The organism is Planotetraspora sp. A-T 1434, from assembly GCF_025420585.1.
Lineage (GTDB): Bacteria > Actinomycetota > Actinomycetes > Streptosporangiales > Streptosporangiaceae > JAOEGB01.
Map to the genome: position 1 here is coordinate 195282 of NZ_JAOEGB010000002.1, position 15177 is coordinate 210458.

At 72.8% G+C, this 15177-nt stretch carries 10 protein-coding genes; 4 read left to right on the forward strand and 6 right to left on the reverse strand.

Going from position 1 to position 15177, the window contains the following annotated elements:
* Positions 1–42: 42 nt before the first annotated feature.
* The 3 genes from N5079_RS04260 to N5079_RS04270 form a co-directional block, all read right to left on the reverse strand.
* Positions 43–1404, reverse strand: a complete 1362-nt coding sequence (locus N5079_RS04260; RefSeq protein ID WP_261582063.1) for a uracil-xanthine permease family protein — start codon at positions 1402–1404, stop codon at positions 43–45.
* 129 nt (positions 1405–1533) lie between these two features.
* Positions 1534–1743, reverse strand: a complete 210-nt coding sequence (locus tag N5079_RS04265; RefSeq protein ID WP_261582064.1) for an RNA-binding S4 domain-containing protein — start codon at positions 1741–1743, stop codon at positions 1534–1536.
* Positions 1744–1758: 15 nt separating this feature from the next.
* On the reverse strand, positions 1759–3339 hold the full coding sequence (locus N5079_RS04270) for a PucR family transcriptional regulator (RefSeq protein ID WP_261582065.1): 1581 nt from the start codon (positions 3337–3339) through the stop codon (positions 1759–1761).
* A gap of 170 nt (positions 3340–3509) precedes the next feature.
* Between N5079_RS04270 and N5079_RS04275 the strand changes: the two genes are divergently transcribed.
* The 4 genes from N5079_RS04275 (at position 3510) to N5079_RS04290 (ending at position 9830) form a co-directional block, all read left to right on the forward strand.
* The gene (locus N5079_RS04275) at positions 3510–4463 is read left to right on the forward strand and encodes a DUF2877 domain-containing protein (RefSeq protein WP_261582066.1); all 954 of its coding nucleotides are present in this window, start codon (positions 3510–3512) and stop codon (positions 4461–4463) included.
* Complete coding sequence (locus tag N5079_RS04280; RefSeq protein ID WP_261582067.1) at positions 4460–6010, forward strand: FdrA family protein; 1551 nt, start codon at positions 4460–4462, stop codon at positions 6008–6010. The genes N5079_RS04275 and N5079_RS04280 overlap by 4 nt, the downstream gene beginning before the upstream one ends.
* A 102-nt stretch (positions 6011–6112) precedes the next feature.
* Positions 6113–7519, forward strand: coding sequence for a DUF1116 domain-containing protein (locus N5079_RS04285; RefSeq protein ID WP_261582068.1), 1407 nt, complete (start codon positions 6113–6115; stop codon positions 7517–7519).
* Between the two features lie 151 nt (positions 7520–7670).
* Positions 7671–9830 carry a serine/threonine-protein kinase gene (locus tag N5079_RS04290; RefSeq protein WP_261582069.1) on the forward strand — a complete coding sequence of 720 codons (2160 nt, stop codon included), beginning with the start codon at positions 7671–7673 and terminating at the stop codon, positions 9828–9830.
* Between the two features lie 326 nt (positions 9831–10156).
* On the opposite strand, the gene N5079_RS04295 is transcribed toward N5079_RS04290, so the two are convergent.
* The 3 genes from N5079_RS04295 to N5079_RS04305 form a co-directional block, all read right to left on the reverse strand.
* Positions 10157–11866, reverse strand: coding sequence for a bifunctional 3'-5' exonuclease/DNA polymerase (locus N5079_RS04295; protein ID WP_261582070.1), 1710 nt, complete (start codon positions 11864–11866; stop codon positions 10157–10159).
* 53 nt (positions 11867–11919) lie between these two features.
* Positions 11920–13437, reverse strand: coding sequence for a metallophosphoesterase family protein (locus tag N5079_RS04300; protein WP_261582071.1), 1518 nt, complete (start codon positions 13435–13437; stop codon positions 11920–11922).
* Between the two features lie 155 nt (positions 13438–13592).
* Entirely contained in the window at positions 13593–15161 is a 1569-nt protein-coding gene (locus tag N5079_RS04305) for an FAD-binding oxidoreductase (protein ID WP_261582278.1), read from the reverse strand.
* Between the last annotated feature and the right edge of the window lie 16 nt (positions 15162–15177).

The window sequence follows — 15177 nt, forward strand, 5'->3', positions numbered from 1 at the left end:
CAGCGCGGCGCCCCGGTCCGGGCCGGGGCCGCCGCCCGGCGGTCAGCCGCTCGCATCTCGCTCGAATCCGATCTCGCCACCGGAGACCTCCTTCACGGGCCTGCCCGCCACGGCGCGGAGCAGGTGATACCCACCAAGTACCACGATGGTGCCGAGCGCGATGCCCGCGAGCGAGAAATCGCCGGTGATCTGGTGGGTCACCGGCCCGACCGCGAGGATGATGCCCGCGCCGATCGGGACCATGTTGACCGGGTCGGAGAAATCGACCCGGTTCTCGATCCAGATCTTCGCGCCGAGCAGGCCGATCATGCCGTAGAGGATGACCGTGACGCCGCCGAGCACGCCGGCCGGCGTGGCCGACACGAGCGCGCCGAACTTGGGGATGAGGCCGAAGAGGATCGCGATGACGGCGGCGATGTAGTAGGCGGCCGTCGAGTAGACGCGGGTGGCGGCCATGACGCCGATGTTCTCGGCGTAGGTGGTCGTCGGGGAGCCGCCGACCGCGCTCGCGACCGCGGTGCCGACGCCGTCACCGATGATCGCCCGGCCCATGTACGGGTCCACGTCGGTGGCGGTCATCGAGCCGACGGCCTTGACATGGCCCACGTTCTCCGCGATCAGCGCGATGACGGCGGGCAGGACGAGCACGATCGCCGACGCCCGGAAACTCGGGGCGTGGAAGTGCGGCAGGCCGATCCAGTCGGCCTTGGCCACGTCGTCGAAGTTAATCCGGAGCGAGGTGACCTGACCGGTGGCGGTGGGCGCCGTGATCTTCCCTGCCGTCAGGTCCAGGATCCAGGACAGCGCGAAGCCGAAGACCAGGCCGAGGAGGATGCCGATCCGGCCGAGGAAGCCCTTGAAGAGCACGAGGAAGACGGCGGTGGCGATCATCGTGGCCAGCGCGACCCACTGGTCCTTGGGCCAGTAGAACTGAGCGACGACGTAGGCCAGGCCGAAGCCGATCAGCATGACGACCGCGCCCGTCACGACCGGCGGGAAGATCCGGTGGATGACCCCGACGCCGAGGAAGTGGATCGCGACGCCGACCGCCGCGAGGACGAGGCCGGCGACCAGGATCGCGCCGGTGACCGTGGCGCTGTCGCCCTGCGCCGCGCGGATCGCGACGACCCCGCCGACGAACGAGGCGGACGTGCCGAGGTAGCTCGGGATCCTGCCCTGCACGATCAGCAGGAAAAGGATCGTGGCGACGCCGGACATCATGACGGCGACGTTCGGATCGAGCCCCATCACGATCGGGAACACGAAGGTCGCGCCGAACATCGCGATCACGTGCTGGGCGCCGAACCCGACCATGCGCGGCCAGCTCAGCCGCTCGTCCGGCTTCACGACGTCGCCCGGTGCCAGGGCCTTTCCGTCGCCGTGCGGTGTCCATCTGAGAGCCATGTGAGCCCCTTCAGCTAACGGACCGTTGGCCGGTGGCCGCCCCGAAGCCGTCGGCCGTTTGGGGCACTGTAGGACCGCCGTCCCCGCCAGACATGGGCATGATCTGCCAAAGCGGCGGGGGTCCCGGCGTCACACCACGCGGATCTCGAAGCCGTCGCCGCTGACGACCTGCCCGGCCCGGATCTTGCACGCCTTGCGCAGCTCCACCTCGCCGTCCACCCGGACGTTTCCCTCGGCGATGAAGTGCTTGGCCGCGCCGCCGCTCTCCGTGACGTAGCAGTACTTCAGCAGGTCGCAGAGGGGGATGTAGTCGCCACTCAGCTCGAACGTCTCTTTCACGCCGCCAGCTTAGATTCAGATGCCGCGCATGCGGAGCACGTGGAGCGCCAGGGTCAGGTTCAGCCGCAGGTGGGCGTCCTCGGTGAAGTTGCCGAGCAGCCGCTCCAGCTTCCCGATCCGATAGCGCAGCGTGTTGTAGTGGAAGTGCAGCCTGCGCGCCGTCTCGGCGACGTTGAGGTTGGTCTCCAGCAGCACCTGGAGCGTCCGGCGCAGGTCGGCGTTCTCCGCGTCGTCGTCGCCCGCCAGGGAGCCGAGCGTCTCCCGCACGAAGGCGTGCAGCTCGTCGGTGTCGTTCACCAGCGAGAGCAGCCGGTAGACGCCCAGCTCGTCGAAGTGGGCGACCGCCCCCGAGCCGTGCAGCTGGCGGCCCACTCTGGCGGCCTTGAGCGCCTGGCCGTACGCGCCGGGGAGGGCGTCGGCCCCCGGGGCGACCCGGCTGAGCCCGGTGGAGAACGTGCCGTCGGAGATCGCGGACAGGGCGTCCCGCGCGAGCCTGGTGGCGTCGACGGCCGCGCCGACGATGGCGACGACCTCGTGCGAGAAGCCCGCCACGGCGCCGCGCGGGTCGTACCTGCGGACGGCCGCCTGCCAGGCCGCGAGCAGGCGGTCGTGGGTGGAGCGCTCCTCGGCGTCGGGGTCGATCTCCGCCACGAGCACGCTCACGGGGCGTTCCAGGTCCCACCCGAACGCCTTGGCGCGCTCGGCCACCCGGCCGCCACCCCGGCCGGTCAGCACGTCCCTCAGGAAGTCGGCGCGGTATTTGCTCTCGACCGCGTTGACGGCCTCCTGCTTGGTGATGACGAGCGCCGCCACGGTCGCGGCGCGCTCCAGGATGCCGATGTCGCTCGGCGTGAGCGTGCCCGCCGCGCTGTACGCCACGATCCTGCCGTGGTGGTGGCCGCCCGCGACGACGGGCACCGCCGCGTAGTGTCCCTCGGCCCCTGCGGCCGCGACGCCGGCTTGACGCAGCGTCGCGACCTGCTCGGCCTCCCCGGCCGTGGCGAGAAGCTGGCCGGAGGCGTCCACCGCGCCGACGGCCACGTGGAGCAGCCCGGCCACCTCGGCCGTCACCTCGCGCATGCCTCCCCCCGCGAGCACGATCTGGACCAGGGCCCGGTGGGCCTCCTCCGCCCGCGCGAGGATCGCGGCCTGCCGGTTGAGGATGTCGGTGAGGACCTGGTTGAGGATGTCGTCGAACCCCACGTCGTTGGGCAGCAGGATCAGCGGGAAACCGAGCCGGTCGGCCTGTTCGACCATCTCGCCGGGCAGCTCGTCGAGGTAGCGCCCGAGCTTGATCGCGAGGGCGGCCAGCCCGCGCTCGTCGAGGTCCGCCACGAGCCGGTCCAGCGACTGGGGCGTGTTGCGCAGCGGGTAGCCCGTGGTGAGCAGCAACTCGTGCGGCTTCACCCAGGCGAGGATGTCGGGCACCTCCATGACGTTGAGCCGCTGGACGATGCGGTCGAGGCCGCTCTTGCCGGCGATCAGCCGCGCGTCCGCGAGAGTGGAGACCCCGAGCACCTCGCCCACCGACACGCCGTGGAGGATGGTTCCAGTGCTGGCCAGCCGCATTGCCGGAGGGGCCGGGTCCGTCGTCATCGTGCGCTCCGAGAGTCGTGCTTCTCCCGCAGATTGTGCAGGATCAACCTGACTGGCAGGAAGAGCCAAGCATTTGGCCGACTGTTGGCACCTTTCTCCGTACGGACCGTGCCAACGGCGCTCTAGCGTCGGCAACGACTCTGCTTGCCGGGGAGGTGTCGGGAGGTTCGGTGACTGTTGGCACGCGCCCGAGAGCACGGCGGGCCACGGCGCCCGCGTCCCGGTTCACGGGGAACCCGGTATACGCCAGCGGAGCGGCCAGCGTCGCGCTGCGCCCGGCTCTGGAGTCCCCGCGCCGCCCGGCCCGAGTGCTGGCGGCCTTCCCGCTCGCCGTCTACCTGGAGGTCAGGAGCGAGACCGAGCCGCACGTCATCGCCGTCGTCACCGGTAAGGCGACCCGGCTGCCGAACGCGGTCGTGCTGAGCGAGCCCCTCGACGGCTTCTCCGCCGGCGACGACGGCTGGGTGGGCGACGGCTCCATAGAGATAGGCGGGCATCGAGAGCACCTCGGCATCCAGGTCCGCCGCTGGTGGGACCCGGCCCCGCGGCTCGGGCCCGCCGATCCCGTACGGCTGTCGCGGGCGCTCACGCTTCTGGAGGAGATCCGCGCCGCGTCGCCGAGACGGCCAGGGCTCGACCCCGCCGGAGCCCCCGGGCTGCTCGCGGACGGCTGCCGGGCGGGCTCGCTCATCGACAGCGTCACGGCGGCGGAGCGGCTGATCGGGCTCGGCCCGGGGCTGACGCCGAGCGGCGACGACATGCTGGCCGGCCTGCTGGTCGCGCTGCGGCACCTCGGACTCGCCGCGGACGTCCCCAGGGCCGTGTGGCTGGCCGACTGGCTGGCGGCCACCGTGACCTACGACGCCCGGACCCGTACGACGCCGATCTCGGCCACGCTGCTCCACTGCGCCGCGCGGGGGGAGGCCAGCCAGGAGGTGCTCGGGGTCCTGCGCGGCGTGGCCGGTCACCAGCCCCTGGAGCCCGCCGCTCACCGGCTGCTCCGTCTCGGCCACACCTCGGGCGCCGACATGGCCTGGGGCGTCCACACCGGCCTGTCGGCCGTACTTTCCCAGGGGGCCCTGCTGCCGCACAGTGCCGTCCTGTCTCATGGGGAGTGCTCGTGAACGATCTGGTCGAGGTGCGCGCCGGGGTCTACCACGACTCGGTGAGCCTGATGCGCGTGAGTCAGGCCCTCACCGGCCGGGCCGGGGTCACCGTCGCCATCGTCGCGATGGCCACCGAGCTCAACGTCGAGCTGGCCCGCGACGTCGGCTTCGCCGTACCGGCGGCGACGGCGGGCGACCTGCTGGTCGCGATCAGGGCCTCGTCGGAGGAGGAGCTCGGAGCGGCGGCGGCCGAGCTGGAGCGGCAGCTCGCGGCCAAGGCGTCCGGCGGCGGCGCGGAAGCCGGCGCGGCGCTCCCCCGCACCACCCGCTCGGCGGCCCGGTCATGGGACGCGACGGTGGCGCTCGTGAGCGTCCCCGGGGAGCACGCCTTCGTGGAGGCGGCCGACGCCGTGGAGGCCGGGCTCTCCGTCATGATCTTCAGTGACAACGTGCCGGTGGAGCAGGAGATCCAGCTCAAGGAGCGCGCCCGGGCGAAGGGCGTGCTCGTGATGGGCCCGGACTGCGGGACCGCGGTGATCGGCGGCGCGGGCCTGGGCTTCGCGAACGTGCTGAGGCCCGGTCCCGTCGGGGTCGTGGCCGCCTCGGGCACCGGCGCGCAGCAGGTTTCGAGCCTGCTCGACCTCGCCGGAGTCGGCGTCAGCCACCTGCTCGGGGTCGGCGGCAGGGACCTGTCCGCCGAGGTCGGCGGCCGATCGGCCGTCCAGGCGCTCCGGGCGCTCGACGCCGACCCGGCCACCGAGCTGATCGTGCTGATCTCCAAGCCGCCCGCCCCCGAGGTGGCCGCGGCCGTACGGGATCTCGGCCTCTCGAAGCCCCTGGTCGCGGCGCTTCTCGGGCCGGGGCAGGACGACCTGACGACGACGGCCGAGAAGGTGCTCGGCGCGCTCGGCAGGGAGATCCCCGAGTGGCCGTCATGGCCCGCCGAACAGCCCGACGGCGACGAGCAACCGGGCACCCAGCAGCCAGGCCGTGAGCAACCAGGCATCGCGCATTCCGGTGCCGGGCAGTCCGGTGCCGGGCAGTCCGACGGCTTTGAGCAGGCGGACGGCCGTGGGCAGGCGGACGGCCGTGGGCAGGCGGGCGGCCGTGGGCAGGCGGGCGGGGCACCGTCCGGGGGAGGCGTGCTCCGCGGGCTGTACTCGGGGGGCACGCTCTGCACCGAGGCCGCGCTGATCGCCCTCGCCGGCGGCGACGTGTCCGGGGAGTTCACCGACTTCGGCGACGACGAGTACACCCGGGGGCGGGCGCATCCGATGATCGACCCGGCGCTGCGCCTGGAGGCGCTCGCCGCCGTCGGCTCCGGCGTCGTCCTGCTCGACGTCGTGCTCGGCCACGGGGCCGATCCGGACCCGTCCGCGTGGCTGGCGCCCGCGATCGGGGACGCCCGCGCGAGGGGCGTCGCCGTGGTGGTCGCGCTCGTGGGCACGGACGGCGACCCGCAGGGACTGCGGGCCCAGGCCGCCCGGCTGAACTCGGCGGGGGCCGCGGTGTTCACATCCAACGCGGCGGCCGCCCGCCACGCCCGCCACCTCGCGAGCGCATGATCACGGAACGCGTTCGCCGAGGCCGCGCCGGAGCGCGGGGAACGTGTGCATGATCACGAACCAGGGCGGCCCTGGTCGGACCGGAGACAGGGGAAGGTGTGCATGATCACGGCGAAAGGGGAGGGGATGACGCTGTCGATGCTGCATGGCGAGCCGCGCGTGATCACGGTGGGGACGTCGGTTCTCAGCGAGGCGCTGGACGCGCAGGCCGTGCCGCAGACTCGTGTCGACTGGCGGCCGCCGCTTCCCGGCACCGCCCCCGCGCTGGCCGAGCTGCTCGCGGACCCGCGCCGCGAGCAGGCCAACGACGTCGCCGTGGGCCGGCTGCTGTCCGCCCGCCCCCATCTGATCGGCGTACGGCCGGCCCGTGACGTCCTGGGGCTGGAGCCCGGCACGTTCTTCCACGCCGGGCCGCCCATCACCTGGGAACGGGCCTCCGGCCCGATGCGGGGGGCGCTCATCGGCGCGATGCTGTTCGAGGGCCTCGCCGCGTCCCCGGAGGAGGCCGAGCACAGGCTCTCATCCGGCGGAACCACGCTCGACCCCTGCCACCACCACCGCACGGTCGGCCCGATGGCCGGGGTGGTCAGCCCGTCGATGTGGATGCTGGAGGTCGCCGACGCCGAGCACGGCGGCACGGCCTACTGCTCGCTCAACGAGGGCCTCGGCAAGGTCCTGCGCTACGGCGCGTACGGGCCCGAGGTGATCGACCGGCTCCGCTGGATGGGCGAGGTGCTCGGGCCGGTGCTCCAGGCGGCGCTCGAGCGGAGCGGACCGCTGGACCTCCGGTCCCTCATCGCCCAGGCGCTGCAGATGGGCGACGAACTCCACAACCGGAACCGGGCGGCCACCTCGCTGCTGGTCCGCGAGATCGCCCCGGCCATCGTGGACGCCGCGCCGGAGCGCGCCGCCGAGGTCCTGCGTTTCATCAATGGAAATGATCATTTCTTCCTGAACGCGGGAATGGCGGCCGCGAAAGTCAGCGCCGACGCCGCGAGGAACGTTCCCGGTTCCAGTCTCGTCGTCGCGATGGCCCGCAACGGCACCGATTTCGGAATCCAGGTATCCGGGCTCGGGAATAGGTGGTTCACGGGTCCGGCCGGGGTGCCGGACGGGCTCTACCTCGGCGCGTACGGCCCGGACGACGCCAATCCCGACATCGGCGACTCGACCATCACCGAGACGTCCGGCCTGGGCGGCTTCGCCATGGCGGCGGCCCCCGCGATCGTGCGGTTCGTCGGCGGCGACGTGTCCGACGCGGTCGCCGCCACGACGTCGATGTACGAGATCACCCTGGCCGAGCACCCGGCGTACCAGATCCCCGGGCTCGGCTTCCGCGGCACGCCGGTCGGGATCGACATCACGCTGGTCGCGCGGACCGGCGTGCTGCCGGTCGTCAACACCGGAATCGCCGGCCGCGTGGCCGGAACCGGGCAGGTGGGGGCCGGGTTGGTGAGCCCGCCGGCCGACGCGTTCACCGCCGCGCTGGAGGCATTGGCCGACGCTTGAATTCCCATTGACCCGCTTTTGACCCTAATATCGGTGGCCAGCCTCACATATCAGTGGAATTGGCAGGATCCAGTCGGGGGATCGTGCGAATCTAGCGTGAATTGGGGACCTTCCTATGACGACCGATCGCCTGCTCGGTATGGTCCCCCCTATGCCAGAGGGTCAGAGGCCCCCGGGAAGCGTCCCGCCCGGGGGGACGCCCGAAGGGCAGGGACGTCTCGTCGGCCGGCGCTACCGCCTGCTCTCGCCGGTCGGCCGCGGCGGCATGGGCATGGTCTGGCACGCCCACGACGTGCTGCTCGACCGCGACGTGGCGGTCAAGGAGCTGATCCTGCCGTACGGCCTCGACCACGCGGGCACCCAGGTCGCCCACCGCCGCATGCTCCGCGAGGCGCGCTCGGCCGCCAGGCTCTCCCATCCGGGCATCGTGACCGTCCACGACGTCGTCGAGGAGGACGGGCGCCCGTGGATCGTCATGGAACTGGTCCGTGCCTGGTCCCTTGAGCAGGCCGTACGGCAGAGCGGGCCGCTTCCCGTGGTCCAGGCCGCCGAGATCGGCATCCGGGTGCTGGACGCGCTCCGCCACGCGCACGCCGCCGGCATCCTCCACCGGGACGTGAAGCCGGGCAACGTGCTGCTCACCGCCGACCGCGTGGTGCTGACCGACTTCGGCATCGCCGCGATCGAGGGCGACGTCAACATCACCCAGACGGGCCTGCTCATGGGCTCCCCGGCCTACATCCCGCCGGAGCGCCTCCAGGGCCGCCCGATCACGCACGCAGCCGACCTGTGGTCGTTCGGGGCCACGCTGTACGCCGCCGTCGAGGGGCGCCCGCCGTACGAGGGGCCGGACGCGGTGGCCGTCCTCGGCGCGGTGCTGACGCAGGAGCCGAACCGGCCGCAGCGGGCCGGCGCCCTGCTCCCGGTGATCGAGGGCCTGCTCCGCAAGAACCCCGCCGACCGGATCCCGGCCGCCCAGGTGGCCGACATGCTGGAGCGGGTTCTGCACAGCAACGGCACGGGCCTGCCCGGCCGTGGCCCCGCTCAGGCGTCGATGCCGACTCCGCAGGACTCCACGCCCGTGCGGCTGCTGCCGCCCTTCGACCTGCCGTCCGGGCCGCTGCCGTCGCGCATCATCGAGACGCCGTCGGGCCCCGTCCGCGTGCCGTACACGCCGGAGCAACTGTCGGACCCACTCGGCGGACATTCCCGCAGCGGTCACCCGCTGGACGCGTCCGGGCAGCACGTGACCGAGCCCTACGTGTCCGGGCCGCACATGTCCGGGCCGCACGTGACCGGGCCGCACGTGACCGGGCCGCACGTGACCGGGCCGCAGGCGGCAGGTCTGCCGGGGCCGCGGGTCAACAGCTCGGGGGTGAACGTGCCGGGGCCGCACGCCCTGCCCGCCTTCGACCCGCTGACCTCCCACTCGGGACCCTCGGGGTCCAGCCACGCCCCGGAGCGGTCACGGGAGGCGATCTGGCCCACGCCGTCGCCCAGCGACCTTCCCGGCGATCTCGCCAGGGGCCTCCCCCGTGAGCCGGCCAGGGACGGCTCCCGCGACCTCGCGACGGCCGGCCCCACCCGGAGCCGGTCCTCCGCGGGGGCGGTAGCGGGAAGCACGGAAACAGGAGGCACTCGGACGGGGAGCACGCGCCCCGGCGGCCGCCGGCGCAGGGAGGAGGTCGCGCCGCTGGAGGAGCGCGGATCCCGCTCCGTGGTGCTCATGGCGGTGGCGGCGGTCGCGGTCATCGGCGTGGTCGTGACGGTCCTGCTCGTCCTGCTGCCCAGCGGGCCGGACGACGACCAGAGCACCGCCCGGCAGCCGGTCTCGCTGCCCAGGACCCAGTCGCCGTTCCAGCAGCCGCAGACCGCGGTCGAGGTGCCCAAGGGCTTCAAGAGCGTCAGCCAGGGCGGGGTGTCGCTCGCCGTGCCCAAGGAGTGGACGGCGGCGGCCCAGGGCGACGCCGTGACGTTCTCCGGGCCGAAGGACAGCGCGCAGACCGTCAGGGTCCAGAAGATCCCGGACGGCAGCCTCTCCGCGCTCCAGGCCGCCGAGCAGAACCTGAACATCAAGGACTACCCCGACTACACCCAGGTCCAGCTCGGCGAGGCGAGCTACCGCTGGCCCGCGGCCGACTGGGAGTACACCTACACGAACTCCAGCAAGGTGACCGTCCACACGGTGATCCGCTACCTGGAGGCCAAGGGGCAGGCCTACGCCATCACGTTCAGCTCGCCCGACTACGACTGGAACGAGTCCGCCGCACCCGTACGGCAGGCCCTCTGGAGCACCTTCACCCCCGCATAGAAGCCGAAGACCCGGTCCCCGTCGCCGTGCCCATCCCGCCGTGATCATGCAGGGCTTCCCGGGAAACTCCCGGACGTGCGATTTCCCAAAACGCGATCATGCACGGATTCCTCCATACCCAGTCTGACCAGCACCTCCCCTTTCGTGATCATGCAGCGCCCCTCCGACGGAGGCGTCAACAACGTGCATGATCACACCCGGCAAAGCCGCAGGTGGCACGGCACAAGCAGGAACACATGCATGATCACGGCCGGCAAAGCCGCAGGCAGCACGGCACAAGCGGGAACACGTGCATGATCACGCCGAGGGTTGGTGGGGGGCGCGTGTCATTTGGCGTCGGCGTAGCAGGTAACCGGGACGGCCTCCATCGGGAAGCGGACGCCGGTCTGGCCGAACAGGAGCCGGGTGGCCTCCTCCGCCGCCCGGCCGACCGCGGCCTGGACCTCGGCGGCGAGCTCCAGCGGGCAGTGCACCATGACCTCGTCATGCTGGAAGAACACGAGGCGGGCCGGGGCGGGTAACAGGCCCCGCAGCACGGCCATGAGCGTCAGCGCCCACTCCGCGGCCGTCGCCTGGACGACGAAGTTGCGGGTGAACCGGCCCCGGTTGCGGGCCGCGCCGCCGCCCTCGGGGCCCGACACGAGCTCGCGCCAGCGGGCCGACGGCGCCGGGCACGTCCGGCCGAGCCACGACCTGACCAGCCGGCCCTCCTCCCCCGCCCGCGCCGCGTCCTCCACGAAGGCGTACGCCTGGGGGAACCGCTGCCGCATGACGGCCAGCAGCTTGGGGGCGTCGCCGCTGGTCCCGCCGTACATCGCGGACAGCATGGCGATCTTCGCCGAGTCGCGGGACCCGCCGAACGACTGGGCCAGCGCGGCGTAGAGGTCGATTTCCCCGGCCGCCCTCGCCAGGCCGCCGTCCCCCGCCATCGCGGCCAGGACGCGGGGCTCCAGCTGGGCGGCGTCGGCCACGACCAGCGTCCAGCCGTCGTCGGCCACGACGGCCCGGCGCATGACCTTGGGGATCTGCAGCGCGCCCCCGCCGCTGGTGGCCCACCGGCCGCTGACGACGCCTCCCACGACGTACTCCGGGCGGAACCGGTCGCCCTTGACCCACTGGTCGGCCCAGACCCACCCGTGGAAACTGTAGAGGCGGGCCAGTTCCTTGTAGGCGAGCAGCGGGCCGACGCCGGCATGCTCGACCTGCTTCAGCACATGGGATCTGGTGGACGGGATCGAGATGCCCGCGCTCTTGAACGCCTTGACGATCTGCTGCGGGGAGTCGGGGTTCATCGGCTGGCCGAAGGCCGCGGCGACCTCGTCGGCCAGGGCCTGGAGCTTGACGGGCCGCATGCCGTGGGCCGGGCGAGGCCCCAGCATCTCGGTGAGCAGCGCGTCGTGGACGTCCTCGCGCCACGGCATCCCGTCGTGGGCCATCTCCGCCGCGATGAGCGCCCCCGCCGACTCGGCGGCCACGAGCAGCCGGAACCGCCCCGGATCGGCCGTCCGGGCGATCCGCCGCCGCTGGTCCTCGAACACCTCGGTGACGAGGTCGGCCTCGGCCACGTCGGGCCCGTCCGATCCCGCCCCGCCGGGCCGGGCCGCCGCCCCCACGCCGCCCGAGGATCCTGTCTCCGCGCCGCCCGGGGCGCCGCCCCACCAAGCCCCGGTGACCGGCTCGAAGAGCGTGGCCTGAGCTCCCTCGGGCGGCTCGTGGGCGTCCTCAGGCACCGGAAGGCCGTGGAGCCGGGCGTAGGCCGCCCGCGCCTGTCTCGGCTCGCCGTAGCGGCCCTCCGCGGCCAGCAGGAGCCCCTCGGTCAGCGCGAGGTCGTGGCAGCGCGAGAGCCGTACCCCTCGGTCGAGGAGCGGCGGGTAGGCGCGCCGCGCGTCCGCCCACACCCACCGGGGCGGCGCCTGGCCCGCGTGGGCCTCCAGGTCTCGTACGGCTGCCGCCAGGTCGGTGGCCCGTGCGGGCGCGCCGCCGACGGGACGGATCGTCCCGCCGCCGTCCGGGTCGGCCGCCACCACCACGTGCACGCCTCCAGGGTGCCAGGCGGGCCCGACAATCCGTCTGAGGGCCCGGGACCCGGTCAGAGGGGAATCTCGACCTCGTCCTCCAGCGGGGGCTCGATCTCCTGCGGCAGGCAGCCGGTGGCGGCGAAGCAGCGGATCTTCAACCGGTCCCCGGTGACCGACACGTGCAGGAAGCTCTTGAAGAACGGCGGGGTGTCCCAGTCGGACAGCTCGGAGATGTACCGGTGGAAGACGCGGCCGACGGGGAGGTGGAACGGCATCGGCCAGCCGCCGAGGATGCGGGCGGCCCATCGGGTCCGCGCGGTGATGGCCGCGCCGGGCGTGGGCCTCGGCGGCCTGTTGCCGATCTGCCGGGACATCAGCGCGAGCCCCTGCTCGGGGGTGATGTAGAGCCAGCGCATCCGCAGCCGCCTGCTGTACAGCAGGCTGTAGAACGACAGCGAGTCGCCGCGCAGCGGATAGCACTTGAACTCGTCCTCGTGCACGCCGCCCACGTCCACCCTGGGGATCGTGTGCGTGGCGTGCATGAACGCGCCACCGCCGCCGGAGACGATGTACTGGATCGTCCGGCCGTCCACCCTCACCGGGAAGCGCTGGTAGTTGTGGACGTCGCCGCCGATCGCGGCCACGTAGTTGCTGGCCGGGTCGCGGACGATCTCGTCCACCGTGCCGCCGCCCTCGATCGCGCAGGGGTGGTAGTCGTTGCGGACATAGATCGGCTTCCCGGTAATGAGGATCTTGGGCCGGGGGTCCGCCGAGACGCGGCGCAGCCACTCTCCCTGCTCGCGGTCGATGTCGCCCCTGATCCCGGTGTCGATGCCGACGAGCAGCAGCCTGCCGAGGTCCAGCACCCAGTACGGCGCGGGCTGCACGGCCCTCTGCTCGGGGCCGTGCCGCATCTTCTGGGCCTCCGCCAGGGCGGCCTCGTCGATGGGGTCCGGCTTCTTCCAGAGCAGGCCGCGCAGCCCGCCCGGCGAGAGCCGGAACCCCTGCCGCTCGACCTTCAGGGGCCGCGCGTCGCAGAAGACCCGCATGAAGCCGCCGAGCCCGTCGTACCAGTCGTGGTTGCCGGGGACGGCGTAGATCGGCGCCCGGTAGTCCTTGTAGGGGCGGAAGAACTTGTCGCAGTACTCGTTGCCCGACCCCGTCGGGTAGATCACGTCACTGGCGACGACCGCGAACGACGTGCCCGAGCCGAGCTTGAGCAGCCCGGGGACCACTGCGTACTGCGAAGCGTCGCCCTCCCCGGTGTCGCCGAGCACGAGGAACGAGTACTCCTCCCCCACCTCGTGCGTGATCCGGAAGTCGGGGTCGACACCCCGCTCGCGCTGCGCGGCCACCCACCTGCGGCGGACCTGCGCCGAGGGGTCGCCGAAGAGCCCGGACAGGATCTCGTTGCGCGAGCGCCAGAGCGTCTTCGGGTTGAGCCAGGTGAAGCTGTTCGTGTTCGGCCGCAGCGCGGCGAACGTGCCGATCTCCTGGCAGTTCCACCCGGCCCCCTCCTCGGAGACCCTGGACGACACCTGCTTCCCGCGCGCCGCCGCCGCGCCGACATCCACCACGCCATCCACCATGGGACAATCTTGACCTTTTTCCGGGGTTCGCACACGGTGTCCGCGGGATCAGAACACATCGGGATCACAACACGCCAGGATCACAACACGCCAGGATCACAACACGCCAGGATCACAACACGCCAGGATCACAACACGCCGGGATCACGACACTCCTAAGGGATCAGGACACCCGGGTTGAGGATGCCCGCCGGGTCGAGGCGCTCCTTGATCCCGCGCAGGATCTCGGCTCCCAGCTCGCCGATCTCCAGCGCGTACGCCTGCCGGTGATCGCGGCCGACCCCGTGGTGGTGCGAGATCGTGCCCCCCGACTGCACGATCGCCTCGCCGGCCGCCCGCTTGGCCTCGGCCCACTGGCCCAGCGGATCGTCCGTCTGCGCGGTTACCACGGTGAAGTAGAGCGACGCGCCCGTGCCGTACACGTGGGAGACGTGGCACATCACGAGCGGCGAGCCGAGGGCGGCGGCGAGCGCCCGCCGCACGGCGTCGTAGAGGCGCGGCACGCCGGACCAGAAGCAGGCCGTCTCCAGCGTCTCCACGGTCGCCCCGGCGGCGAGCAGCGAGTCGCGCAGGTAGGGCGCGGCGTAGCGGCCGTGCGCCCACTTCTCCCCCGGCTCGGGGCCGAGGTAGACGCCGCCCATCTCGGCCAGCGTGGCGGCGGTCCGCTCCCGCCGGTACGACACCTCGCCGGGCGTGCCCTCGTAGCCCGCCACGACCAGGCAGCCGGAGTCCGGCGACAGCGCGCCGAGATCGCTCGGCTTGGCCAGGCCCACCATGGTCTCGGCCTCGTCCGACAGCCGCAGGACGGTCGGCAGCGGCCCATCCTGCGCGAGCCGCCGCAGCGCGGCCACCCCGGCGGGGAAGGCCCCGAAGCGCCAGCCCTCGTAGACCCGCAGCTCGGGAGCCCGGCGGACGCGCAGCCGGAGCGAGGTGATCACCCCGAAGGCGCCCTCCGACCCCAGGATCACCTGGCGCAGGTCGGGCCCGGCGGCCGACTTCGGGGCCCGGCCGAGGTCGAGCGTGCCGCGCGGCGTCGCGGCGGTGAGGCCGACGACCATGTCGTCGAAGCGGCCGTATCCGGCCGACGCCTGCCCGCTCGACCGGGCCGCCGCGAACCCGCCGAGTGTCGCGTACTCGTAGGACTGGGGAAAATGGCCGAGCGTCATCCCGTGCCCGGCCAGCAAGTGCTCGGCCTGCGGGCCGCGCAGGCCCGGCTCCAGATCCGCGACCATCGACTCGGGATCCACCGAGACGAGCCTGTTCAGCCGGGCCAGGTCGAGGGCCACCACCCCGGCGAAGCCGTTACGGGACGCGACGAGGCCGCCGACCACGGACGTGCCGCCGCCGAACGGCACGACGGCCACCCGATGCTCGGCGCACAGCCGCAGCACCTCGGCCACCTCGCCGTGCGTGCCGGGGAGCACGACCGCGTCCGGCGCGTCGGAACCGTTCCCCGCCCGCATCAGCAGCAGGTCGGGCGTGGACTTGCCGCGCGTGTGGCGGATCCGCGCGTCGTCGTCGAAGCGCACGTGGTCGCCGCCCACGATCGCGCCCAGCGAGGTCAGCACCAGCGGGGACAGCGCCGGGGCGGGGAGCCGCACCTCCCCGAACGTCGCGGCGGGAGCCGCCGGCTCCCGGATGCCGAGCACCTCGCCGAGCAGCCTGCGCACCGGCTCGGGCAGCTCGGCGGCCTTCGCGGGGTCCCCCCAGCCCGACCACAGCATCGGTTCCACGGGGGTC

Excerpts from the sequence above, each read along its gene's own strand:
- N5079_RS04290 (WP_261582069.1), top strand. The coding sequence starts at position 7,671 with ATGCCAGAGGGTCAGAGGCCCCCGGGAAGCGTCCCGCCCGGGGGGACG.
- N5079_RS04270 (WP_261582065.1), bottom strand. The coding sequence starts at position 3,339 with ATGACGACGGACCCGGCCCCTCCGGCAATGCGGCTGGCCAGCACTGGA.
- N5079_RS04285 (WP_261582068.1), top strand. The coding sequence starts at position 6,113 with ATGATCACGGCGAAAGGGGAGGGGATGACGCTGTCGATGCTGCATGGC.
- N5079_RS04260 (WP_261582063.1), bottom strand. The coding sequence starts at position 1,404 with ATGGCTCTCAGATGGACACCGCACGGCGACGGAAAGGCCCTGGCACCG.
- N5079_RS04300 (WP_261582071.1), bottom strand. The coding sequence starts at position 13,437 with ATGGTGGATGGCGTGGTGGATGTCGGCGCGGCGGCGGCGCGCGGGAAG.
- N5079_RS04305 (WP_261582278.1), bottom strand. The coding sequence starts at position 15,161 with ATGCTGTGGTCGGGCTGGGGGGACCCCGCGAAGGCCGCCGAGCTGCCC.